Source organism: Pectobacterium sp. PL64, assembly GCF_022477975.1.
Lineage (GTDB): Bacteria > Pseudomonadota > Gammaproteobacteria > Enterobacterales > Enterobacteriaceae > Pectobacterium > Pectobacterium jejuense.
The window spans coordinates 3,197,837-3,220,618 of sequence record NZ_CP092070.1 but is presented as its reverse complement, the minus strand read 5'-3'; the positions used below and the strand labels follow the sequence as shown (position 1 = coordinate 3,220,618).

Below are 22,782 nucleotides of genomic sequence, written 5' to 3'. Positions count from 1 at the left end.
TGCCCCCTTACTGCAATTGCAGGGCGGCGTTCAGAGTACTGATCTTATCCGGGCGGAAGCCGCTCCAATGATCGTCGGCCGTCATCACGACGGGTACCTGTTGATAGCCCAACGCTCTTACCTGCTGCAACGCCTGTTCATCTTCAGTTAAGTCCACCAGTTGATAGTTAATTCCTTGCTTGTCCAGCGCACGGCATGTGGCGTTACATTGAACACAATCTGGCTTAGTGAAAATAGTAATACGCATGATTCGTATTTACCCTTTGGCGTGAAAGAAGTATGTCGGAGCGGCTATCTTCAGGGCATGTGTACCCGAACCGATCCACTGGGTAGCGACTCGTTACGCGAGTGCCACACAAAGAATACTAGATGTGGGTGTTTTAAATTTCAACCACACAAGATATATGATTTTTAGTTGGCCTTATACCAATTGACGCAAACCCAGATGCAGCAAGGCTGGGAGAGAATGCAAGTAAAAAATGCAGAAAGAAATAAATGTGACGCGCATCATTTTTGACGAAATAGTGTGCGACGAAATGAAGGGTAATGTGGGAAAGACAAAAGCCAACATGACTAATCCAGCTTTCCTTTGGTAAAAGGTGGCTTCTTAGTAACGCTTTTTTATGCTGGCTAAGAGACAATTTCGTGCGCAATGAAACCGGCATTTTCATGCTACTTCATAGCACGCGCCCGACGCAGGGCGCTCAGTCGCCGCCGCCCTGCGAACCCAGGCTTCCGGCTAAATTATGCCGCTACGCGGTTCCATCGGTGCCCATGCCCGCTTTTCGAGCCGCCAGCGACATGCTCCCGGCATGGCGCTGGCTTTCGCGACGTCCTGTCGCTCACTCGGCGGTCAAGCGTACCGCTGCATAATTTTCACGCCGGATAACGGCAAAATCCTTGATGCCCTTATATTTGTGACTAAGAGATACACCCTATATGTATTGATTACAGGACGGGCAGGTTTCTACCGTAATAGATTTCCTGCATTTCGTGATACAGCAGATCGGTGATTCTTTTCCGTTCGGTAGCGCTGAGTTCTTCAGGGCTGACGTTGAACAGATAGTGTTTCAGGTCGAAGTCTTTCAATAGCATCTTGGTATGGAAGATATTTTCCTGATACACGTTCACGTCCATCATGTGATAGAGCGCTTTCATATCCTCGGACATGAAGTTCTGAACCGAATTGATCTGGTGATCGATGAAATGCTTTATGCCGTTGACATCACGGGTAAATCCTCGCACGCGATAGTCGATGGTCACAATATCGGATTCAAGCTGGTGGATGAGGTAATTCAGCGCTTTCAGCGGCGAAATTACGCCACAGGTAGACACTTCGATATCTGCGCGGAAGGTACAAAGCCCGCCTTCTGGGTGACTTTCCGGATAGGTATGAACGCAGATATGGCTTTTATCCAAATGCGCAACAACGGAATGGGGCAGCGGCCCAGGATGTTCAGAGGTATCGACATCCCGTGGATCGATGGGTTCTTCGCTGACCAGAATGGTCACGCTAGCACCTTGTGGGTCGTAGTCCTGACGCGCGATGTTAAGGACGTTGGCACCGATAATTGAGCAGGTTTCAGTGAGGATTTCTGTTAAACGGTTAGCGTTATATTGTTCGTCGATATAGGCGATATAACCATCGCGATCGTCGGCCGTTTTGGTGTAACAGATATCGTAGATACAAAAACTCAGGCTTTTCGTTAGGTTGTTAAAGCCGTGTAGCTTCAGCTTGTGCAATTTACGTCACCCCCTTGTGGCTGTGTGATTCCCTAAGTGATGGATTATTGCGCATCTTGTAACGCGCTCAACAGATACTGTGGCAGGGCAAAGCTGCCGATGTGAACATCAGGCGTGTAATAGCGACAGGCGATAGCGGATTGCGCAAAACGCTGGCGCAGCGTGGTGGCGTCTATCTGGCGCAGCGCAGGGTTATTGCTGGCCCAGGCGAACGTCATAATGCCGCCGTAATAAGTCGGGATCGCTGCCTGATAAAAGCTGACATCCTTGAAATAGTGGCCGAGTTTTTTATGGCTGCCGACGGCTTCATCCTGTTGCAGGAAACACACGCCATTCTGCGCGACGAAAATCCCGCCTTCGTTCAGGCAACGAGCGCAGCCCTGATAGAAATCGGAGGTGAACAGGCTTTCACCGGGGCCGATAGGGTCGGTGCAATCGGAAATAATGACGTCAAATTTTTCGCTGCACTGTCTGACGAAGTTAACGCCGTCATCAATCACCAGATTAAAACGCGGGTCGTCATAGCTACCGGCGCTGTGATTGGGCAGGTACTGGCGACAAAACTCCACCACGCCTGCATCGATTTCTACCATCGTGATATGTTCGACGCCGCGGTGTCGGCTGACTTCCCGCAGCATACCGCCATCACCGCCACCGATAATCAGTACGCGTTTGGCGCTGCCGTGTGACAGAAGGGGAACATGGGTGAGCATTTCGTGATAGATGAATTCATCGCGCTCGGTGGTTTGTACTACGCCGTCAAGCGCCATCACGCGACCTAATGCGTCGTTTTCAAAGATGATGAGATCTTGATGATCGGTCTTCTCGTGATACAGCACGCGATCAACCGAAAAGTACTGGCCAAAGTTGGCATGCAGGGTTTCATACCAAATTTCTTTCTGGGACATGTTAGAGCTTCCTCCGCGATAACAGCCATGAAAATTGGCGCGCCATCATAGCCGACTCTTTTGCCGCTTGCACGGTCAAATTTCAGTCAGCGCGGAGGAGGGGGAACTACTGTGCGTAGGAGAGTAGACCCAGTGAGTTACGTGCCAGAGACTGGCATTTCTTCGGCGTTGGGATAGCGATTTTACTCAGATCGCGATAGCTGTCTTCACCCATCGCCGTCATATCGTAAGCGTTGTAATTGCTGAGATCCCAGCGATTTTGCTGAGCAAAGGCGACCAGTGTCCGACGAATCTGTTCATTCGGCAGATCTTGATAGCCACAGTGGTTTTTCAGATAAACAAAGATCGCGGTCAGATCGGCCAGATCTTCCGCTTCAAATTCATTCAGCGCCTTGCTGGCGGAAGAGAAGCTCATCAGGCTTAGCAGGAGCAGAGCCAGCGCAGAGTTTTTCATGGTTGAACCTGTTCCAAATGTTGTCAGATGACGTTATCACAGATATCCCATGCGGTTCCAAGTTTTCTTACGGGAAACATCTGATATCCCCGTCATTCTTCAAGCTGCATGTGCGTTGGCTTTCCTCGCTCCCCCCAGTCACTTACTTATGTAAGCTCCTGGGGATTCGCTGTGTCGCCGCCTGCCTGCAACTCGAATTATTTAGGGGCTGCGATAAAAAACGAATGGCGAAAAGGTGGAAAACCAATAATCGCAATCTATTGAAATGGTTGGTTTTTATTTTAGTGACGGTCGGCGATGGAAATCGCCTCGGGTTAATCGCAGGATTAAAGCCCATTTATCGCTGTTTGATACGATGACGCCACCGTCAGCCTCTGTTATTAATAACAGCGATCTCACCTAATACAGTTTTTATTCTATGATCTCCGGTGTCTGGCGCGTCAGTAGTTGGTTGTTGGCGGGACTGTTGCTGCTTCCTTTAGCAACGGTTTTTTATCAGGCTTTTTTTGCCGATGGGATGGGGTTTAGCCAACTGTGGCAAATCGGGTTACCTACCTACCTGATACATTCAGCGGTCATCGTGATTGGCACGCTTTTCTTCAGTTTGCTGTTTGGGTTGCCTTCCGCCTGGTTTATCGCCATGTACCGCTTTCCTGGTCATCGCGTACTGCAATGGGCGCTTTGCCTGCCGCTCGCGATGCCCGCATTTCTACTCGCCTACCTTTATACCGATGTGTTACGGCACCTATCCCGATTGTTGCAGGAAGGCGGGCTGCAGATAGCCTCGTCGTGGGGGGAATTCCACATAGCTGGGCTACCCGTTTCGCTGGGCTGCATAAGTCTGGTGCTGGCACTGGTGCTCTATCCCTATATTTACCTGTTAGTGCGTGAAGCGCTGGTGAAACAGCCCGCCAGCTTGATTCATTCGGCACGTTTACTGAATCAGACGCGCGCTCAGGTATTCCGTCGCTTATGTTTGCCTATTGCACTGCCTGCGATTGCCTGCGGTGGCGCGCTAGTGGTAGTCGAGACGCTGGGCGATTATGGCGCGGCGTCTTATCTTGATACCCCAACCATGACAACACAGGTGCTGGATATCTGGCAGAAACAGGGCGATCTCGGCGCTGCAGCACGCGTTGGCGTGTTGATTTTGCCCGCGATCTTCCTCTTGATGTTTCTGGTTAATTTCTGGCGTCGCAAGCAGAGAATTTATCAGGCTCAAGCGAATGCTTCTCGGGTGGTTCCGCCTGTGTTGAGCGGGTGGCGCAGCAAGGCGGTTCGCAGTTACTGCTGGGGAATCGTTTGTCTGTCGTTTCTGTTCCCGGTGCTATATCTACTCTTTCTGGCGCTTCGACACATGATGTCGGTGTGGGATATGGCGTTTCTCCACGCGGTAACGAATAGCCTGTTATCGTCCGCCATCGCGACCATCATCATTACGCTAATGGCGCTGTCGTTTATCTTCTACACGCGCACGGCGGGGATATTTGCCAATCAGACGCCGGTTCGGCTAGTCAGCCTGAGTTTTGCTTTGCCCGGCGCGGTACTGGCTGTCGGACTGTTTACCTTGCTGTCGCTGGTGGACAGCGGAATTAATCTATTTGCCAACGCGGCGGGGTTACCTCCCGCGGATGCTTTGCTGGCGGGATCGCTGTTTATTCTCATCCTCGCCTATAGCGTTAAATTTGGGCGCCTGATGCTGGATAGCCTTGAGCGCAGCATGGAAGGCATTCCGCGATCGCTGGACAGTGCGAGTCTTGTTCTGGGCGCTTCTCCCCTCAGCCGCTGGTCGCGCGTGCATATTCCGCTGTTGCGCCGCAGCCTGTTCATCGGGGCGCTGCTGATTTTTACGGAAAGTATGAAAGAGCTGAATGTTTCGCTACTGCTACGCCCTTTCGGGATAGATACGTTGGCAACGTATGTTTTCCGCTTTACGGCGGATGAGCAGATTGCGTCATTTGCCTTTCCTGCGCTGGTGCTGGTAGCGGTAGGGCTAATCCCGGTTTTCTGGCTGAATCGCGCACTGAATATAAAAGGATAATGACATGGCCGCGCCGATAGATATTCTGAGCGTTCAGGCGGTAAGTTGTACGTTGCAGCAGTCTCCCGTGCTGGAGAACATCTCATTTGCCGTGCGTGATGATGAGACGATCTGCCTGTTGGGGCGAAACGGCTGTGGTAAAACGGCACTATTACAGGTGATTGCTGGCCTGCTGCCGATTACTCAGGGCAAGATCTTTCTGGAAGGTGAACCTGTCAGCTCGCCGCAAGAGTACGTCCTGCCCGAACTGCGTCAGGTTGGCCTGATTTTTCAGGACTACGCGCTCTTTCCGCATCTGACAGTGGAAGGCAACATTGCGTTTGGTTTATATGGCCGCCCGGAAAGTGAGGTGAAGCCAATCTGTGCGGAGATGCTGACGCTCTTGCAGCTGGATGATGTCGCTGCGCGGTATCCACACGAGCTATCCAATGAACAGCAGCAGCGTTTGGCGATTGCCCGTGCGCTGGCCTGTGAACCTAAACTGCTGTTGTTGGATGAACCTTTCCCAGGTCTGGACAGCCAGACCCGCTACCGCCTGATCACCGAATTGCGACAGGTTCTCAAACAGCGTCATGTCGCGGCAGTTTTCGCTACGCATAGCCGAGAGGAAGCCTTTGCCTGCGCTGACCATCTGATTCTGTTGGATGAAGGGAAAATTATGCAACAGGGCTATCCATCCGAGCTGTACCATCGCCCGAATAGCCGCTTTGTCGCTGATTTTATGGGGAATACGAACTATTTGCCTGTGAAAATTATGAGCGACCATCAATGGCAAAGCCCATTGGGCGATCATCAGGCGACACATCCACTCAATCAGCCGATGGATTCACAATGCGACTGGATGGTGCGCCCGGCAGACGTAGCATTGGCGCTCGATCCCGATGGCCCGGCGTCGATCGAAGATCGGCTGTTTATGGGCACATCAAATTTGTATCGGGTGAAGATGGGAGAACTGCTGCTGCTGGTGCAGACCGGCAACTGGTTTGAACCGGGACAGCAGGTGCGTTTAAGCATTAAGACGGATCCGCCGGTCCTGTATCCTGCTTTACCCGCCGTCAGCAGTGCGGCTGACGGCTCTGAAAAGCAATGATTATGCCTCGTGCAGGTCTGCTGCTGGCATAAGCCAGGTGCTATTGTGTTTTTCAAACCCTAATTTCGGGTAGTAATCCACCGCCAGCGGCGCGGCCAGCAAAATAATTTTGCAGCCTTTTTCAAGCTGCTGAGCGGTTTGTTGAATCAGCTTCTTACCTATTCCTACATGCTGACAGTCTTCTGACACCGCCAGATCGGACAGATAACAGCAAAAATGAAAATCCGTCACGCTGCGTGCGATCCCAACCAGCGTCTCCCCTTGCCAGGCGGAAACCAGCAGGTTGGCGTGCTTAAGCATACCTGCAATCGCCACCTCATTATCCAGCGGGCGGCGCGGCCCCAATGAGGTTTTCGCCAACAGTTCAACGAACTGCTGGCTGGAAAGCGGGGCGTTCACTTTGTAGCAAACATCCACTGGTGGTGTGCTCATGGTGTCTCCTTCATGGTGTGGTTTCTGATATACTTCGCGCGCTTGGGCATCGCCCAGACTGATTTACACATCAGCATTGGCGCATCATCGATAATGAGTCTGTCATTCTGCCGATGGTGCTGAATACCTTACTTCAAAGAGTTATCAGTATGATGAAACATACCGTGGAAGTCATGATTTCTGAGCAGGAAGTGATGGCGCGGGTTACCGAACTGGGGCAACAGATCAGCGAACACTACCGTGATAGCGGCAGCGATATGGTGCTGGTGGGGCTATTGCGCGGATCGTTTATCTTTATGGCCGATTTATGTCGGGCGATTGATGTCCCTCACGAAGTGGATTTCATGACGGCATCCAGCTATGGCAGCGGTATGAACAGTACGCGCGATGTTAAGATCCTGAAAGATCTGGATGAAGATATTCGCGGCAAAGACGTGTTGATCGTTGAAGATATTATCGACTCGGGCAACACGCTGAGCAAAGTGCGGGAAATTCTGCAACTGCGTGAGCCAAAATCGCTGGCTATCTGTACGCTGCTGGACAAACCAGAGCGCCGTGAAGTGGCGGTGAAAGTCGAGTGGGTTGGGTTCTCGATCCCTGATGAGTTCGTTGTGGGTTACGGCATCGACTATGCCCAGCACTATCGCCATTTACCTTACGTCGGCAAGGTGGTTCCACAGGAATAGCGTATCAGATAAGGCCGATGCCGTGAGCGACGCCCAGCGAGTGGGCGTCAGACAGCGTATCAAGGCAGAGAGGAAATCGCGCGGCGATAACGCTGTTCCAGCGTCTCCCGGTTGGTTGCGGTCACTTCCAGATCGCGCAGACGGCCATCCTGAATACCGTAAACCCAACCGTGGATAGTGACTTTCTGCCCACGCTTCCAGGCGGACTGCATGATGGTTGAGTGGCCGAGGTTATAAACCTGCTCGACAACGTTGATTTCACAGAGCGTATTCAGCCGCTGTTCGGGAGGCAATTCCCCCAGCAGCGAACTATGCTTGTACCACAAATCACGGATATGCAGCAGCCAGTTGTTAATCAAACCCAATTCTGGGTTTTCCACCGCAGCCTGAACACCGCCGCAGCCGTAGTGGCCGCAGATAATGATATGTTCGACTTCGAGAACTTCGACGGCATATTGCACGACAGACAGGCAATTGAGGTCGGTGTGAATAACCAGATTGGCAACGTTGCGGTGAACAAACAGTTCACCAGGCTCAAGGCTGGTCAGACTTTCCGCAGGTACGCGACTGTCCGAGCATCCAATCCATAGAAAACGGGGACGTTGTGCCTGCGCCAGACGTTCAAAATAGCCAGGATCCTCTTCCACCATCGTTTTAGACCAAAGCTGGTTATTGGCGATGAGCGTTTCAATTTCTTTCATGAAAGTAAATGACCTGTAACAAACAAGGGGCAGTGAGGAGTAATATAAGGCAACATGCGTCGTTTGAAAAACGATAGTTTATCTCCGTCATACTTCAAATCTGTAGAATTCACTGATAATAAGGCAATCCATTTCTTATGACATATGCACTGGAACTGGCGCAACTAACCAAAACCTATTCGGGAGGCGTCCAGGCGCTACGGGGGATCGACCTGAACGTGGAAGCGGGGGATTTTTATGCGCTTCTGGGGCCAAATGGCGCGGGAAAATCGACCACGATTGGGATTATTAGCTCGCTGGTGAATAAAACGGCCGGTAAAGTTCGCGTCTTCGGCTATGACCTTGAGCTGGACAAAGTGAATGCGAAACGCCAACTGGGGTTGGTCCCACAGGAATTTAACTTCAATCCTTTCGAAACGGTATTACAGATCGTGGTGAATCAGGCCGGCTATTATGGCGTGAAACGCCAGGATGCATTGCAGCGTGCCGAAAAATACCTGAAACAGCTCGATCTGTGGGAGAAACGCAACGAAAAAGCGATGATGTTGTCCGGCGGGATGAAGCGTCGTCTGATGATTGCGCGTGCGTTAATGCACGAGCCTAAGCTGTTGATTCTTGATGAACCGACCGCAGGCGTGGATATCGAATTGCGTCGTTCTATGTGGGGCTTTTTGAAGGAGCTGAACGCGCAGGGCACCACGATTATCCTGACGACGCACTATCTGGAAGAAGCGGAAATGCTGTGCCGCAACATCGGGATCATCCAGCGGGGAGAGCTGGTGGAGAACACCTCGATGAAGCAGCTGCTTGCTCAGCTGAAGTCCGAAACGTTTATTTTCGATCTGGCGGCGAAAAGCCCGCTGCCACAGCTTGAAGGCTATGCGTTCCGCCTGATGGATACGTCAACGCTGGAAGTGGATGTGATGCGTGAGCAAGGCCTGAATGCATTATTCAGCCAGCTAAGCGCGCAGGGGATAACGATATTAAGTATGCGTAATAAAGCGAACCGGTTGGAAGAGCTGTTTGTCACATTGGTTAATGGGGACGGGGCGAACGGTAAGGGAGAAAAGGCATGATGCATTTGTATTGGGTAGCGCTACAGAGTATTTGGGTGAAAGAAGTCACTCGATTTGGGCGTATCTGGATTCAGACGCTGGTGCCGCCAGTGATCACCATGACGCTGTATTTCATTATTTTCGGCAACCTGATCGGCTCACGTATTGGTGATATGCACGGTTTCACCTACATGCAATTTATCGTGCCGGGCCTGATCATGATGGCGGTCATTACCAACGCCTATGCCAACGTCGCTTCTTCCTTTTTCAGCGCCAAGTTTCAGCGAAATATTGAAGAACTGTTGGTCGCGCCTGTGCCGACTCACGTGATCATTGCGGGTTATGTTGGTGGGGGGATTGCGCGTGGTCTGTGCGTAGGCGTTCTGGTGACGGCCGTATCACTGTTCTTCGTCCCGCTGCATGTTCATGCTTGGTGGATCATTGTTCTGACGCTCTTGCTGACGGCGACGCTGTTCTCGCTGGCGGGCTTATTGAATGCGGTCTTTGCAAAAACCTTTGATGATATCAGCCTGATTCCGACGTTTGTGTTAACGCCGCTGACCTATCTGGGTGGGGTGTTTTACTCGCTGACGCTGCTGCCCCCGTTCTGGCAGGCCGTTTCCAAGTTGAACCCGGTGGTGTACATGATTAGCGGCTTCCGCTACGGCTTCCTCGGGATTCAGGATGTACCGCTGCTGTTCACGATGTCGGTGCTGATTGCCTTTATCGTGGCGTTTTATCTGCTGGTCTGGTGGCTGATTGAACGCGGTCGCGGGCTGCGGACGTAGTGTGTCAATTCTGCAAATGAAAAGGCGGTGGTAACACCATGTCTGCCTTTTTGCAGACTGATCTAAGAAGTGAAAACGGTAGTAATGGAATAGAAGAGTAAAGCGTCCGCGCCAGGGATGGCGCGGCTCGAGCTTACAAGGACGTACTTGCAGCGTCTTTACGATCTATCCATTACTACCGCTCGATTCCGCCAGAAACTTGTCGATCAAGCAACCTGAACCGGAATCGCTTTTGCCTGACGTTGCAGCTCGTTATCGCCAGAGAAATAGGCAACCTTCGGGCTGTGGCTTCTGGCCTGTTCGTCGGACATCTGCACATAGGAGCAGATAATCAGTTTGTCGCCCACGCTGGCACGGCGAGCGGCAGCGCCGTTCACAGAGATAATGCGTGAGCCTCTTTCGCCCGCAATAGCGTAGGTAGAGAAACGCTGACCGTTATCAACGTTGTAGATATCAATCGCTTCGTATTCCAGAATGCCTGCGGCATCCATAAAATCCTGATCGATGGCGCAAGAGCCTTCATAATGCAAGTCAGCCTGAGTTACTTTGACCCGGTGCAGCTTGCCTTGCAGCATGGTACGTATCATCGCTTTGTTACCTCGGTTCATACAGTCAAATCGACCTGGTGGTTATCAATCAATCTGGCCTTGCCTAACCAGGCAGCCATCAAAATCACTGCACGCGTGCTGGCCGCGCTCAGCGGTTGCAGCGTATCTGCATCGCGGATAAACAGTTCATCAGGCGTAAAGCCCGCTTCACGCAGCGTGTCTGCCGCCTTTTCCAGCAAGGTGTCTATCTGGCGATCGCCGTTGTCCAACTGTGTCGCCATGTCCATCATCACCTGATGAACATACGGCGCCTGCTGGCGTTCTTCCGCACTGAGATAACCGTTGCGTGAACTCAATGCCAAACCGTCTTTGGCACGCACGGTAGGGACACCAATAATATCAATGTCATAGCCCATATCGCGGACAAGCTGCCGAATCAGCGCTAGCTGCTGGTAATCTTTCTCGCCGAAGCAGGCGACATCCGGCTGTACCATATTGAACAACTTACTGACGATGGTCGCAACGCCCCGAAAATGGCCGGGACGGCTGGCACCTTCCAACATGGAAGACAGGCCGGGCACATCGACAAACGTTTGCGACTCCAGTCCATTGGGGTATATCACATCCGGGCTCGGTGCGAAAACCAGATCGGCACCGCGGCGATTCAATTTCTCGCAGTCTTCCTGCAACGTCCGGGGGTAGCGGGCTAAATCATCTGGCCGCTCAAACTGCATAGGATTGACAAAAACGCTGACAATAACGATATCGGCACGCGCTCTGGCTTCATCGACCAGCGTCATGTGCCCGTCATGCAAATTACCCATGGTGGGAACTAAAGCAATGCGTTTCCCTTCCTGACGCCAGCGACGAACCTCGCGGCGCAGCAGCAGAGGGGTTTCGATAATTAACACACTCGTACTCCTAAAAAATATACCCGTCATACTTCAAGCTGCATGTGCGTTGGCTACGTTCACTCACCCGAATCACTTACTCAAGTAAGCTCATCGGGATTCTTTCTCTTGCCGCCTTCCTGCAACTCGAATTATCTAGGGTATAGCCCGATTAACGGAATGCTCGTTTTTTAATGAAATGAATGTTCTTCGGCCGGGTAAATACCCTGTTCGACTTCTTGTGCATACAAACGCACTGCCGCGCGGATATCACCACCGCTTGGCGCCAGAAAATTCTTGGCAAACTTAGGCGTGTTGTCACCGGTAATGCCGAAAGCATCATGCATGACGAGAATCTGCCCGTCGGTCACGTTGCCTGCGCCAATACCGATTACCGGAATCGATAGCGCGTCTGTTACGCGCTTGGCCAGCGCGACAGGCACGCATTCCAGCACGAGCAGCTGCGCACCCGCTTCTTCAAGCGCGAGGGCATCGGCCAACAGCTGATTGGCATCGCTTTCGCTCCGGCCCTGAATTTTATAGCCGCCGAAGATGTTAACGGACTGCGGCGTCAGACCCAGATGACCGCAAACCGGCACGGCGCGTTCGGTCAGCATTTTTACCGTCGGGGCAAGCCAACTTCCGCCTTCCAGTTTCACCATATTTGCGCCTGCGCGCATCAGTTCTGCGGCCTGGCTGAACGTTTGTTCCGGCGTGGCATAGGTCATAAAAGGCATATCGGAGAGAACCAGCGCCAGCGGTGCGCCGCGGCGGACACACTGCGTGTGGTAAACGATATCGTGTGTGGTCACGGGCAATGTGGAATCGTGACCCTGCACGGTCATTCCCAGTGAGTCACCTACCAGCATCACGCGGATGCCTTGCTCGAAAAATAAGCGAGAGAAACTGGCGTCGTAAGCGGTAATCGTAGCGAATTTTCGCTGATCTTGTTTCCATTGGCGCAAGTGGGAGATAGTCGTCGGTTTCATGACGGTCTTCCTATGTCAATAGGGCGAAGAATTGAGGGGGACATTCTAATGTAAGCCGACGTGTAGCGATATATCCGTCGCGCTTCAAGTTACAGATGGGGGGATTATTAGTGGCCGAATGTTCCGGTCGGCTTCTCGTCATCCCACTACGTATTATCCCATAGGGCCAGACCGTTGCGGTCGACATGGGTTAACCGCTGGGCGAGTGTTTCGCCGTCGGGGAATGCCAGTTCAGGAGCGATTTCTGCGAGCGGGTAGAGCATGAATTCACGATTCTTCATGTCGTAATGCGGCACGGTCAGACGTTCAGTCTGGATGATGACATCGCCAAACAGCAGAATGTCCAGATCCAACGTGCGCGGGCCCCAGCGATGTTCCTTGCGTTCGCGACCTTGTTCCAGTTCGATAGCCTGTGTGTAATCCAGCAGCGATTCGGCCGCTAATGCGGTTTCCAGTTCAACGACGGCGTTGAGGTAGTCTGGTTGATCTTGCGGGCCAAGCGGACGGCTACGATAAAATGAGGAGCAGCAAACGACGCGAGTGTGTGGAATCGCGTCCAGCGCAGACAAGGCCGCGCGCACCTGTTGCAAAGGCTGGGCAAGATTGCTGCCCAGCGCCAGATACACACGGATCGTCATGCTTGATCTCTGCGTGCCGTTGTCGGTTTACGCGGTCGACGAGGGCGGGAACGACGGTGTGGTGTCGGGCCGTCATCCAGCGATTTCAGCATGTTTTGCTGACGCGGCGGTGCGGCAACCTGGAATTCTCCCCACCACTGAGCCAGACGCAGCAGCTCCTGATGATTTTCGATTTCGGCACGCAGGCAAAGCAGGTCATACGCGGCGCGGAATTTAGGGTGTTCCATCAGCTTATAAGCGCGTTTACCCTGACGACGAGACAGACGCGTTTGCAACTGCCAAATATCACGAACTAAAGACGTAATGCGCTTAGGAATTGCCAGAGAACGGCACTGTTCATCCAGTACATCGTTCATCGCCAGCGAGAAGGCATCGAAGTAAGCCAGACCGCTTTCCTGAGCCAGCTTTTGTGCATGCTCAACCAGCGGATACCACAGCATGGCGGAAAACAAAAACGCCGGATTGACTCGCATGTCATTTTGCAGACGCTGATCGGTATTTTTCAGCACCTGTGCAACCATGCGCTCCAATGCGGAATCGCCGTTTGGTGTGAAGTAGCGACTCAGCAGCGGGAAAAGCGGCTGGAATAGCTGGTATTCACACAGCATTTTATAGGTTGGATAGCCATAGCCTGACTGAAGCAGTTTCAGTGACTCTTCAAACATACGCGCCGCAGGAATATCGTGCAGCAATGAGGCCAGACGAGGAATCGGCTCTGCGGTTTCCGGGCTTACCGTCATGTTCAACTTGGCGGCGAAACGGACGGCGCGCAGCATACGTACCGGGTCTTCACGGTAGCGTGTTTCGGGATCGCCAATCATACGGATGATGCCCTGACGCAGATCGTTCAGGCCATCGGTATAGTCACGTACGCTGAAATCAGAAATGCTGTAGTAGAGGCTGTTGATCGAGAAATCGCGGCGTTGGGCGTCTTCTTCAACGGAACCAAAAATATTGTCGCGTAACAGCATGCCGCTTTGGGCCTGCTGAGAGGAATTTTTGACTTCTTGCTGTTCCTGATGCTGTTCGTGGTGACCACGGAACGTGGCAACTTCAATCACCTCGGGCCCGAACATGATGTGGGCGAGACGGAAACGACGCCCGACCAAACGACAGTTGCGGAATAACTTGCGCACCTGATCGGGTGTGGCGTTAGTGGTGATATCAAAATCTTTCGGCTTTTTGCCCAGCAGCAGGTCGCGTACGCCGCCGCCAACCAGATAAGCCTCGTAGCCCGCTTTGTTCAGGCGATAAAGTACTTTCAGCGCGTTATCGCTGATATCGCTGCGTGAAATAGTATGTTGGTCACGCGGGATCACCGTCAGATGCTGGCGCGGTTCCTCTGATTCGACCATTTCGTTCTCACGATTCAGTACCTTACGACAAAAATTAGCAACTCGGGAAAAGATAATACACCTCGATAGTGATGGATAAATCAACGGCACAGCAAAAAATTCCTGGGAAACGTTTTTGACGTCGACCCAGCGACGGCCTGCAAATGTGACGGCCAAAGAGAGTGCGTCACTAAAAATAGCGGCTAATCATAGCTCACCAATGCCCCTTTGAGAATGCCGATGTGATCGCGGACGGGTTTATTGCCGCCTGTAACGGAACAACATCAAGGGACCAGTGCGCGACAGACCAGGCCAGAAGTGCGGAAAGCGTCATCTCCTGACCGTTCTCCGGTAGCGGTTGATTCAAAAATTGCAGTGCAGCCAGCAGCACGGGACGCGGATCGCTATTCGGTAGTGCTGGTGCATGATTCTGCTTGGAAAGCTTATTTCCTTCGGTGTTCAGCACCAGCGGCAGATGAACGTAGGTAGGGATCGCGTAGCCCAACTGCTGATAGAGCGAAATTTGCCGCACTGTCGGCTCGATCAGATCGGCACCGCGCACGATCTCCGTAATCCCCTGATCGTTATCGTCGATCACGACGGCCAGATTATAGGCAAACAGCCCATCGCGGCGGTGGATAATAAAATCTTCCTGCGCGAGTGCCGTGTCGGCATACAGCTCGCCACGCAATTTATCGTGAAAGTGAAATACCGGCGTTGTCTGGCGCAGGCGTAGCGCGGCGTTATCGGAGGGCAGGTTACGCGTCCGGCAAAAACCGTCATAGTGCCCGCCTAGCTGCTGAATACGGCTACGCGTACAGGTGCAGTAGTAGCTCATGCCCTGCTGGTGAAGCTGCTGAAGGGTCTCGCGGTAACGCGCATGCCGCTGTGACTGGTACATCACCTCGCCGTCCCAATACAGACCGTAATGTTCTAATTGTGCAAGGATGCGGGAGGCTGCGCCGGGAATTTCCCGTGGCGGGTCGATGTCTTCAATGCGTACCAGCCAGCGCCCTTGTTGGGAACGGGCTTGCAGATAACTACCGAGTGCGGCGATCAGTGAGCCAAAATGCAGGTCACCAGAAGGAGAGGGGGCAAAACGCCCGACATAACGATGCGTTTCGGTGAAGCCAGTTGTTCCAGACATAAGAGGTTGATGCTATCTCGTCAGCGTTTTATCCAGACAGAAGATAGAGTGATGAACATCATTCATCAGCGATAGCGTTCCTGGAGTCGGCCCCCGCGACGGGCAGGAGCCGATTCTGGACAGGAAAATTAGCCTGCCATTTGCTTTTCGCGTATCTCTGCCAACGTTTTGCAGTCGATACACAGATCGGCGGTCGGGCGTGCTTCCAGACGGCGGATGCCAATCTCTACGCCACAGGATTCACAGAATCCGAAATCCTCATCTTCGATTTTCACCAGCGTTTTGGCGATTTTCTTGATCAGCTTGCGCTCACGGTCACGGTTACGCAGTTCGAGACTGAACTCTTCTTCCTGCGCTGCGCGATCCACGGGATCGGGGAAATTAGCGGCTTCATCGCGCATGTGCGATACCGTACGATCCACTTCATCCATGAGTTGGTTGCGCCATGCTTCAAGAATACGCTTGAAATGAGCCAGCTGAGCGTCGTTCATATACTCTTCGCCCGGCTTCTCCTGGTACGGCTCTACTCCGGCAATTGCGAGAATGCTCAGAGAAGATGTCTTACGGTTTTGCCCTTCTTGCATGTTGCTTCTCCTACATAACACGACACGCATAATACCCTTTTATGCAGTGAAATTGCGGCGTTGTTGGCCGTAACTTCAGCTATCTGGGTATATCGGCCCCCAAAGGGGGGAAAAAACAGGCCGCTATAAATAGCAGATGAAGATGGGGTTGGCAATGCTTCCTGACACCGGCCTGATAAAGTGTGAGGAACAACCTGCTTACATTAAATAATAAACAACGTGTTACGCCTTTAGTAGTACGTTCGGCGTGTTATGCAATGCTTGTACGTCATCCCAACAACGGTAGCTTATGCGTCAATGTAATACCGTCAGGGCATAATGTGGAGCCGTAACATAAAATTTCAACCCCAGCCTGTTGTGCTTCGATAAATAATTCCGCATAGCGTGAATCAATATGCTGGGCGGGAGAAACCTGCTGGATCCCTGAATGGAGCACGGCGAAAAAAAGGACTGCGCGTTTTCCATTGGAAACCATTTGTTGCAGTTCACGCAGATGCTTTTGCCCTCTGAGTGTAACCGCATCGGGAAAGTAACCACATTCATGTTGCAATAATGTGACGGATTTCACCTCAATATAGCAGTCAATCCTGTCCGGCGCCTGTAAAAGCAGGTCGACTCGGCTATTTTCCGTACCGTATTTTACTTCCGTTTTTACGTCCGGGTAGCCTGCCAGCTCTTCTATGCGATTCTCCAATAAGGCTTCGTACAATAATGTGTTGGCACGCAGAGTATTGACACAAATCCAGTGATTTTGTTGCGTTTCAGTCAGTTCCCAGCTCTGGGCATACTTGCGCTTCGGGTTATTCGATGTGGAGTACCAGACGGTATCGCCGGGCGTTGCACAGCCCGTCATCGCACCGGTATTGGCACAGTGCAGCGTAAGCGTTTCGCCTTCCGGGGTCACGACATCGGCCAAAAAGCGTTTGTAACGTTTAATCAACCGGGCAGGTTGTAAACGTGGGGTATAGTTCATGCGTATCCTGTTTTATCGTTCATCTGCTTGGTCATTCATTTAATAAATGACCAGCTTTCTAACTGCTGATAGCGGGTTTTACCATTGTCGAAAAGTGACTCGTAAAGCGAAAAATGCGTCATGTCGACCTGCCAGCTAAAGGTGGCGGGGGGAATTGCGACGGGGCGAGTCGCGCCACGCAATAACGTAATGTGTGGGTGAAACGGTAATGCCGTTTGATAGCAGCCGTTGCGCGCGGCCTGAGATCGCAGCAGTTCCGCCAACTGTAACAGCCCGCGTGGCGCACGACGGCAGCCCAGCCAGACCACGCCGGGGCGCGGCCAGTGCCCGGCGTCATCCAGCGTAAGGGAAAAAGTGGGCTGACGGATGCGGCTCGCCAATGTCTGTAAAGCCTGCGCTTTTTGCTCGCTGACATCGCCTAAAAACGCCAGCGTCAGATGAAAATTAGCCGCCGCGACCGGACGCCCGGCTTCCGGAGGGAAGTGCTCGGCACGCCAGCGGAGAATCTCTTGCTGTGTGGTTTCCGGCAGTGATAAGGCAAAAAACAGGCGGCGTGTGGCTGACATGGCGATCTCTCTGTTCTGATTCCATCAGATGCTACATTCATCCAGATGCTACAATGCTCGCCGCTGAAAGTTAACTTTATACGGAGATGTCTGTGATTTTACCGCCCGTCAGCGCCGTGCTGGATGATGTGATAACGGCGCTACATACCGCGCCTCAGGTGCTGATTAATGCGCCAACAGGGGCGGGGAAATCGACCTGGCTGCCGTTGCAATTGCTGCAACAGGGCAATGTGAACGGGCGCATCATCATGCTGGAGCCGCGTCGTCTGGCGGCGAAGAGCGTGGCCTGGCGGCTGGCGCAGCAACTCGGCGAGGAACCGGGGCAGACGATAGGTTATCGCATGCGGTCGGAAAGCCGTGTGAGTGATGCAACGAAGCTGGAAGTCGTCACCGAAGGGATGCTGACTCGTCTGCTGCAACAGGATGCGGAACTGCAAGGCGTGGCGCTGATTATCCTTGATGAATTTCACGAGCGAAGCGTGCAGGCTGATTTGGCATTGGCGCTGCTGCTTGATGTCCAACAAGGGCTGCGTGATGATTTAAAGCTGCTGATTATGTCCGCGACGCTCGACAATGCGCGGCTGGCGGCGCTGCTGCCGGAAGCCGTCTGCGTAGTGTCCGAAGGTCGCAGCTATCCGGTTGAGCGGTGCTATGCGCCGTTGAACAGTCAGGAGCGTTTAGAAGAAGGCGTCGCGCGACAGGTGCGGCGTTTGCTCAGTGAAGAAGACGGTTCGCTGCTGCTGTTTTTGCCCGGTGTTGCGGAGATTCGCCGCGTGCAGGCGCTGCTGGAAAATAGCGTATCGAGCGAGACGGATCTCTGCCCTTTATATGGTGCGTTGACGCTGGCGGAGCAGCAAAAGGCGATTCTGCCAGCGGAGCCGGGTCGTCGTAAGGTGGTGTTAGCCACCAATATTGCTGAAACCAGCCTGACGATTGAAGGGATCCGGCTGGTGATGGATAGCGGCCTTGAGCGCGTAGCCAGCTTTGATGTGAAAAACGGCATCACCCGACTGGTGACACAACGAATCAGCCAGGCGTCGATGGTACAGCGCGCCGGACGTGCCGGACGTTTGAGCCCCGGTATTTGCTGGCATCTGTGCTCGCGTGAACAGGCAGAACGCGCGGCGGCGCAAAGTGAAGCCGAGATATTGAACAGTGATTTAAGCAGCGTCTGGCTGGATTTATTACAGTGGGGCTGTACCGATGTGGCGCAGTTAACCTGGCTGGATACGCCACCCGCTCCTGCACTTTATGCCGCGCGTCAACTGCTGCGCCAGCTTGGTATTACTGATGAACAGGATCGGTTGACCGCCGAGGGGCGGAAGATCGCCGCGTTAGGCTGCGATGCCCGACTGGCGACGATGCTGTATGCCGCGTCAGAGCAAGGTTCAGATGCATTGGCGACCGCCGGATGTCTGGCGGCGATCCTCGAAGAGCCGCCGCGTAGCGGGTCGATTAATCTGGCTGATTGGCTGCATCGCCCATTGCCACACTGGCTGCGGCGGGCAAAACAGCTGACACGCCGTTTATCGACGGCTTCGGGACGTATTGACGGCGGGGAAACCGACTGGCTGCTGGCACAGGCTTTCCCTGACCGCATCGCCCGGCGGCGCAGTCAGGATGGACGCTACCAGCTTGCTAACGGCAGCGGTGCGATGATGTCGGCTGATGAGGCATTATCAGGCACTGAGTGGCTGCTGGCTCCGGCACTGCTGCAAAACGATCGATCAGCGCAAAACAATCATAACGCAGAGGCACGGATCTTGCTGGCGTTGCCGCTGGATATTGAGCGGCTGGAACGGCGGCTACCCGGACTAATAAATGAACATAACGTGGTGCACTGGGACGAAGAAAAGGGTACTCTGCGCGCCAGCCAACGTGACCAGATAGGCAGTCTGACCCTGCGAACGCGCCCGCTGAACAAGCCTTCCGATGAAGCACTGCAGCAGGCGCTGTTATCCTGGATTCGGGAACAGGGGATTGATGCATTAAACTGGGATGCTACGGCGTTGCAGCTACGCGCCCGGCTACAGTGTGCTCATCAGTGGTTGCCTGAGCTTGACTGGCCGCGAGTGGATGAGGAAGCGCTGCTGGCAACGCTGGAAATCTGGCTACAGCCGTCACTTGCCGGCGTGCGTGATTTACGGGCGCTGCACCAGATCAATTTGAGCGATGCGCTGCTGCGGCTGCTGGACTGGTCGCTGCGCCAGCGGCTGGATAGCGCACTGCCTACACACTACACGGCACCCGGCGGCAGTCGCTTGCCTATCGCCTATTATGACGATAAGCCTCCGGTGCTGTCGGTGCGGATGCAGGAAATGTTCGGTGAGCAGCAGAGCCCGCTGCTGGCGGAAGGCCGGGTGGCGCTGGTATTGGAACTTTTATCACCCGCACAGCGTCCACTGCAAATTACGCGGGATTTAGCCGCATTCTGGCAAGGCACGTACCGCGAGGTGCAAAAAGAGATGAAGGGGCGTTACCCCAAACATGTCTGGCCGGACGATCCGGCGAATACGGCTCCGACGAGACGTACTAAGAAATATCAGAATCACTAATTTCAGACGTTTCCGCTTTCCGAAAAAAGGGGCTGGAAACAGAGTAGGCGGCTTGAGCGCAGAGCAGATAGCCGTGAACAACCTGATGGAGAAGTTATTGTAATGTCTCGGGATGACCGCGAACCTATCGGACGCAAAGGGAAAGCGCCAAAACGAAAGCCTGAGCGCAAGCAGGCCATACGACGTCGCAGGGATGACGACTATGATGATGAAGATTATGACGATTACCAGGACGACTATGACGACGATGATGATTACGACGGCGATGACACCATGACGCGTAAATCGCAGAGAAGACGGTGCTGGCTGGGGCTGGCGATCAAGCTGTTCCTGATCTTTGCCGTAGCGATGGCGATCTATGGTGTGTACCTCGACAGCCAGATCCGCAGCCGTATTGAAGGCAAAGTCTGGCAGTTGCCGGCCGCTGTCTATGGCCGCATGGTCAACCTTGAGCCGGGCATGGCCTACAGCCAGAAAGAGATGATCAGCCTGCTGGAAGGCATGCAATACCGCCAGGTGAGCCGCATTACCCGCCCGGGTGAATTCAGCGTGCGTGGCAACAGCATCGATATGCTGCGCCGTCCGTTTGATTTCCCCGATGGGAAAGAAGGACAGATTCAGGCGCGCTTAACGTTTGCCAACGATCGCCTGTCGCAGATCCAGAATCTGGACAACCAGCGTAACTTCGGTTTTTTCCGTCTCGATCCGAAACTGATCACCATGATGCAGTCGCCGAATGGCGAACAGCGTTTGTTCGTACCGCGTGCTGGTTTCCCCGATCTGCTGGTGGATACGCTGGTCGCGACCGAAGATCGTCACTTTTATGAACACGATGGCATCAGCCTGTACTCCATTGGTCGTGCGTTCTTAGCGAACATCACGGCGGGACGCGCGGTTCAGGGCGGCAGTACGCTGACGCAGCAGCTGGTTAAGAACCTGTTCCTGACTAACGAGCGTTCGCTGTGGCGTAAAGCTAACGAAGCTTATATGGCGCTGATCATGGATTATCGCTACAGCAAGGATCGTATCCTTGAGCTGTATCTGAACGAAGTGTATCTCGGTCAGAGCGGTAACGATCAGATCCGCGGCTTCCCGCTTGCCAGCCTGTATTACTTTGGCCGTCCGGTGAATGAACTGAGCCTCGATCAGCAGGCGCTGCTGGTGGGGATGGTGAAAGGGGCGTCGCTGTATAACCCGTGGCGTAACCCGCAGATTACGTTAGAACGACGCAATCTGGTGCTGCGTCTGTTGCAGAATCAGCAGGTTATTGATGCCGATCTGTACAACATGCTGAGTGCGCGTCCGCTGGGCGTACAGCCGAAAGGTGGCGTCATCAGCCCGCAGCCGGCATTTATGCAACTGGTGCGTCAGGAACTGCAACAGCGGCTTGGCGACAAGGTTAACGATCTCTCCGGCGTGAAGATCTTTACCACGCTCGATCCGGTCTCGCAGGATGCGGCAGAAAAAGCGGTAGAAGTCGGGGTTCCGGCACTGCGCGCAGGCCGTAACGTCAGCGATCTGGAAGCGGCGATGGTAATTGTCGATCGCTTCAGCGGCGAAGTCCGCGCGATGGTTGGCGGCGCTCAAACGCAGTACGCCGGGTTTAACCGTGCGCTACAGGCGCGTCGTCCTGTCGGATCGCTGGCGAAGCCGCCGACCTACCTGACTGCGCTAAGCCAACCGGACACCTATCGTCTGAATACCCTGCTGGCGGATGAGCCGCTGTCAATTAAACAGCCTAACGGGCAACTGTGGCAGCCGAAGAACTACGATCGCCAGTTCCGTGGGCGCGTCATGCTGGTCGATGCGCTGGCGAACTCGCTGAACGTGCCGACCGTCAATCTGGGTATGGCCGTGGGGCTGAATCAGATTACGGAAACGTTGAAGCGTTTAGGGATCCCGGAAAACGTGATTGAGCCTGTACCGGCGATGCTGCTGGGTGCGATCAGTCTGACACCGATGGAAGTGGCGCAGGAATATCAGACGATCGCCAGCGGCGGCAACCGTGCACCGCTTTCCTCGCTGCGTTCGGTGATTGCGGAAGACGGTACGGTGCTGTATCAGAGCTTCCCTCAGGCGGAACGCGCGGTTCCGGCGCAGGCGGCTTATCTGACGCTGTATGGCATGCAACAGGTTGTCGAACGTGGTACGTCGCGCTCGCTGGCAGTGAAATTCCCGAATTATCATCTGGCGGCGAAAACCGGTACCACCAATGACCTGCGTGACAGCTGGTTTGCTGGGATCGACGGTAAAGAAGTGGCGATTAGCTGGGTAGGACGCGATAACAACGGCCCGGCCAAGTTGACTGGGGCGAACGGTGCGCTGACGATTTATCGTCGCTATCTGGAAAACCAGACGCCGCTGCCGTTAATGCTGACGCCGCCGGAAGGCATCACGACCATGGCGGTGGATGCCAGCGGTAACTTTATCTGCAATGGCAGCGCCGGACGCGTACTGCCGGTCTGGACGGATAATCCGCAGGCGTTGTGTCAGGCCAGCCAGCCACAGCCTTCAGCACAGCAGGACCAGCAAAACGGAGAAGGCGTCGCTGACTGGATCAAAGAAATGTTTGGTCAATAAGCGCTTCTCACTGCCCCCGGTTAATCCGGGGGTATTTTTTTGTGCCTGCCGTTTTTCGAGAATGGTCATGCCCTACCTGA

22 protein-coding genes are annotated in these 22,782 nt (G+C 53.7%); 7 read left to right on the top strand and 15 right to left on the bottom strand.

All coding sequences use genetic code 11. The annotated features are described in order from the left end of the window. Nucleotides 1–7: 7 nt before the first annotated feature. The 4 genes from nrdH to HP572_RS14445 form a co-directional block, all read right to left on the bottom strand. Nucleotides 8–247 carry a glutaredoxin-like protein NrdH gene (gene nrdH, locus HP572_RS14460; RefSeq protein WP_014916295.1) on the bottom strand — a complete coding sequence of 80 codons (240 nt, stop codon included), beginning with the start codon at nt 245–247 and terminating at the stop codon, nt 8–10. Between the two features lie 701 nt (nt 248–948). Further along, the gene (speD, locus tag HP572_RS14455; protein WP_219681489.1) at nt 949–1,743 is read right to left on the bottom strand and encodes an adenosylmethionine decarboxylase; all 795 of its coding nucleotides are present in this window, start codon (nt 1,741–1,743) and stop codon (nt 949–951) included. 44 nt (nt 1,744–1,787) lie between these two features. Continuing rightward, nucleotides 1,788–2,651, bottom strand: a complete 864-nt coding sequence (gene speE, locus HP572_RS14450; protein WP_240583578.1) for a polyamine aminopropyltransferase — start codon at nt 2,649–2,651, stop codon at nt 1,788–1,790. A gap of 106 nt (nt 2,652–2,757) precedes the next feature. Further along, nucleotides 2,758–3,105, bottom strand: a complete 348-nt coding sequence (locus HP572_RS14445; RefSeq protein ID WP_011094845.1) for a YacC family pilotin-like protein — start codon at nt 3,103–3,105, stop codon at nt 2,758–2,760. Nucleotides 3,106–3,523: 418 nt separating this feature from the next. Here HP572_RS14445 and HP572_RS14440 point away from each other — a divergent pair, with 418 nt between their 5' ends. Both HP572_RS14440 and HP572_RS14435 read left to right on the top strand, forming a co-directional pair. Further along, complete coding sequence (locus HP572_RS14440) at nt 3,524–5,146, top strand: iron ABC transporter permease (protein WP_240583577.1); 1,623 nt, start codon at nt 3,524–3,526, stop codon at nt 5,144–5,146. 4 nt (nt 5,147–5,150) lie between these two features. Continuing rightward, nucleotides 5,151–6,236 (top strand): ABC transporter ATP-binding protein, encoded by a 1,086-nt coding sequence (locus HP572_RS14435; RefSeq protein ID WP_240583576.1) that lies wholly within the window; start codon nt 5,151–5,153, stop codon nt 6,234–6,236. Here HP572_RS14435 and HP572_RS14430 read toward each other — a convergent pair whose 3' ends face one another. Next, a complete protein-coding gene (locus HP572_RS14430) occupies nt 6,237–6,668 on the bottom strand; it encodes a GNAT family N-acetyltransferase (RefSeq protein WP_240583575.1) in 432 nt (143 codons plus the stop codon). A gap of 152 nt (nt 6,669–6,820) precedes the next feature. Here HP572_RS14430 and hpt point away from each other — a divergent pair, with 152 nt between their 5' ends. Beyond that, nucleotides 6,821–7,354 carry a hypoxanthine phosphoribosyltransferase gene (gene hpt, locus HP572_RS14425; protein ID WP_172644812.1) on the top strand — a complete coding sequence of 178 codons (534 nt, stop codon included), beginning with the start codon at nt 6,821–6,823 and terminating at the stop codon, nt 7,352–7,354. A gap of 59 nt (nt 7,355–7,413) precedes the next feature. Here hpt and can read toward each other — a convergent pair whose 3' ends face one another. Beyond that, nucleotides 7,414–8,055: a carbonate dehydratase gene (gene can, locus HP572_RS14420; RefSeq protein ID WP_010280785.1), complete on the bottom strand. Its 642-nt coding sequence runs from the start codon at nt 8,053–8,055 to the stop codon at nt 7,414–7,416. A 137-nt stretch (nt 8,056–8,192) separates the two neighbouring features. On the opposite strand from can, the gene HP572_RS14415 reads away from it, so the two are divergent. Beyond that, a complete protein-coding gene (locus HP572_RS14415) occupies nt 8,193–9,131 on the top strand; it encodes an ABC transporter ATP-binding protein (RefSeq protein WP_010280781.1) in 939 nt (312 codons plus the stop codon). After that, on the top strand, nt 9,128–9,898 hold the full coding sequence (locus HP572_RS14410; protein WP_182814045.1) for an ABC transporter permease: 771 nt from the start codon (nt 9,128–9,130) through the stop codon (nt 9,896–9,898). Before HP572_RS14415 ends, HP572_RS14410 begins: the two co-directional genes overlap by 4 nt. Nucleotides 9,899–10,104: 206 nt before the next feature. Here HP572_RS14410 and panD read toward each other — a convergent pair whose 3' ends face one another. The 9 genes from panD to thpR form a co-directional block, all read right to left on the bottom strand. Further along, on the bottom strand, nt 10,105–10,485 hold the full coding sequence (panD, locus tag HP572_RS14405) for an aspartate 1-decarboxylase (protein WP_039551485.1): 381 nt from the start codon (nt 10,483–10,485) through the stop codon (nt 10,105–10,107). Nucleotides 10,486–10,502: 17 nt separating this feature from the next. Beyond that, on the bottom strand, nt 10,503–11,357 hold the full coding sequence (gene panC / locus HP572_RS14400) for a pantoate--beta-alanine ligase (RefSeq protein WP_240583574.1): 855 nt from the start codon (nt 11,355–11,357) through the stop codon (nt 10,503–10,505). 170 nt (nt 11,358–11,527) lie between these two features. Beyond that, entirely contained in the window at nt 11,528–12,325 is a 798-nt protein-coding gene (gene panB, locus HP572_RS14395) for a 3-methyl-2-oxobutanoate hydroxymethyltransferase (protein WP_095995255.1), read from the bottom strand. Nucleotides 12,326–12,471: 146 nt separating this feature from the next. After that, nucleotides 12,472–12,963 carry a 2-amino-4-hydroxy-6-hydroxymethyldihydropteridine diphosphokinase gene (folK, locus tag HP572_RS14390; protein ID WP_240583573.1) on the bottom strand — a complete coding sequence of 164 codons (492 nt, stop codon included), beginning with the start codon at nt 12,961–12,963 and terminating at the stop codon, nt 12,472–12,474. Next, nucleotides 12,960–14,372 carry a polynucleotide adenylyltransferase PcnB gene (gene pcnB / locus HP572_RS14385; protein ID WP_240585761.1) on the bottom strand — a complete coding sequence of 471 codons (1,413 nt, stop codon included), beginning with the start codon at nt 14,370–14,372 and terminating at the stop codon, nt 12,960–12,962. Before pcnB ends, folK begins: the two co-directional genes overlap by 4 nt. A 139-nt stretch (nt 14,373–14,511) precedes the next feature. Beyond that, nucleotides 14,512–15,444 carry a tRNA glutamyl-Q(34) synthetase GluQRS gene (gene gluQRS, locus HP572_RS14380; RefSeq protein ID WP_240583572.1) on the bottom strand — a complete coding sequence of 311 codons (933 nt, stop codon included), beginning with the start codon at nt 15,442–15,444 and terminating at the stop codon, nt 14,512–14,514. A gap of 128 nt (nt 15,445–15,572) precedes the next feature. Further along, nucleotides 15,573–16,028: an RNA polymerase-binding protein DksA gene (gene dksA, locus HP572_RS14375; protein WP_005969032.1), complete on the bottom strand. Its 456-nt coding sequence runs from the start codon at nt 16,026–16,028 to the stop codon at nt 15,573–15,575. A gap of 268 nt (nt 16,029–16,296) precedes the next feature. Next, the gene (sfsA, locus tag HP572_RS14370) at nt 16,297–17,001 is read right to left on the bottom strand and encodes a DNA/RNA nuclease SfsA (protein ID WP_240583571.1); all 705 of its coding nucleotides are present in this window, start codon (nt 16,999–17,001) and stop codon (nt 16,297–16,299) included. 35 nt (nt 17,002–17,036) lie between these two features. Beyond that, nucleotides 17,037–17,567, bottom strand: coding sequence for an RNA 2',3'-cyclic phosphodiesterase (gene thpR / locus HP572_RS14365; RefSeq protein WP_240583570.1), 531 nt, complete (start codon nt 17,565–17,567; stop codon nt 17,037–17,039). Nucleotides 17,568–17,659: 92 nt separating this feature from the next. Here thpR and hrpB point away from each other — a divergent pair, with 92 nt between their 5' ends. Then, the gene (gene hrpB, locus HP572_RS14360; protein ID WP_240583569.1) at nt 17,660–20,122 is read left to right on the top strand and encodes an ATP-dependent helicase HrpB; all 2,463 of its coding nucleotides are present in this window, start codon (nt 17,660–17,662) and stop codon (nt 20,120–20,122) included. A gap of 102 nt (nt 20,123–20,224) precedes the next feature. Beyond that, nucleotides 20,225–22,702, top strand: coding sequence for a bifunctional glycosyl transferase/transpeptidase (gene mrcB / locus HP572_RS14355; protein ID WP_240583568.1), 2,478 nt, complete (start codon nt 20,225–20,227; stop codon nt 22,700–22,702). Nucleotides 22,703–22,782: the final 80 nt, after the last annotated feature.